The sequence below is a fragment of the Mesorhizobium sp. M7A.F.Ca.CA.002.05.1.1 genome (assembly GCF_003998335.1).
GTDB lineage: Bacteria > Pseudomonadota > Alphaproteobacteria > Rhizobiales > Rhizobiaceae > Mesorhizobium.
This window is the reverse complement of the sequence record NZ_RZQI01001370.1, coordinates 1-1,000: the sequence shown is the minus strand read 5'-3', so window position 1 is coordinate 1,000 and position 1,000 is coordinate 1. Positions and strand designations below refer to the sequence as shown.

1 protein-coding gene and 1 pseudogene are annotated in these 1,000 nt (G+C 66.9%); both read right to left on the bottom strand.

Annotation, left to right across the window (positions count from 1 at the left end):
• Positions 1 to 171, bottom strand: a pseudogene (locus EN939_RS39570) (MarR family transcriptional regulator); the annotation flags it as partial.
• Positions 165 to 923 (bottom strand): SDR family NAD(P)-dependent oxidoreductase, encoded by a 759-nt coding sequence (locus EN939_RS35625; RefSeq protein WP_127271992.1) that lies wholly within the window; start codon positions 921 to 923, stop codon positions 165 to 167. The gene EN939_RS35625 and the pseudogene EN939_RS39570, both read right to left, overlap by 7 nt.
• Positions 924 to 1,000 lie beyond the last annotated feature (77 nt).

Here is a 1,000-nt window from a genome sequence, read left to right as displayed (position 1 = left end):
CCTATAGAGTGCTGCCATCACGTCGAAGCGCGGCAGCGTCGTGTTGAACTCCTTCTTCAGCCGCTCGCGCAGCTCGGCCTCGATCGTGCGCGAGGCTCGCAGCAGCCTGATCCACAGCCGCAAGCGGTCCTTGCCGGGTCCCGACGGCGCGGGCAGGGGGCCGGCTACCATGTTTCGCCTCCTGAGATGGAAATCGCCTGTCCGGTTATCGATTGGGCGGCGTCGCCGCACAGCCACAGCACGGCGGCGGCGACCTCATCCGGCTGGATGAAGCGGCCTTGCGGGTTGTTCGAGGCGAGGCTTGACCGCGCTTGCTCGACCGAGCGGCCGGTCTTCTCGATGATGCGCTGGATGGACTCTTCCAGCATTTCGGTTTCCACAAAGCCTGGGCACACCGCGTTGACGGTGACGCCCGATTTCGCCGTTTCGGCGGCAAGCGCCCGCATCAGGCCAACGACGCCATGCTTGGCGGCGACGTAAGACGCGACGTAGGCGTAGCCTTTCAGGCCGGCGGTCGAGGCGATGAAAACAATTCGTCCTGTTTTCCGCACGGCCATGCCGGCCAGCGCCGGCTTCACCGTCAGGAAGGCGCCGGTCAGATTGACGTCGAGCGTTCGCTGCCAGTCGCTGAGCGCGGTTTTGTGCGCCGGGGCGCTGCCGGCCATGCCGGCATTGGCGACAACGATGTCGAAGGGTCCGCGCGCGGCTTGCGCCCTCTGGTAGAGCGCTGCCATTGCCGCCTCGTCGGTGACATCGGCGGCGATGCCGAAGATGCGGTCGTTCTCGCCGGCCACCTCAGTGAGCTCTGCTCCCCGGCGGCCGCAGATGGTGACATCGATGCCCGCACCCGCCAGCGCCAGCGCGATGGCCCGGCCGACGCCGGAGCCGCCGCCTGTGACCAGCGCATGCTTGCCGGGGATCATGCTTCAATCCTCAAAACATGGCGCCAAGTACCCCCACCCCTAACCCCCCCCACAAGGGGGAGGGAGAAGGCTACGAC

Bases quoted from the DNA above. Each gene is read 5' to 3' on its own strand.
- EN939_RS35625 (WP_127271992.1), bottom strand. From the start codon at position 923: ATGATCCCCGGCAAGCATGCGCTGGTCACAGGCGGCGGCTCCGGCGTC.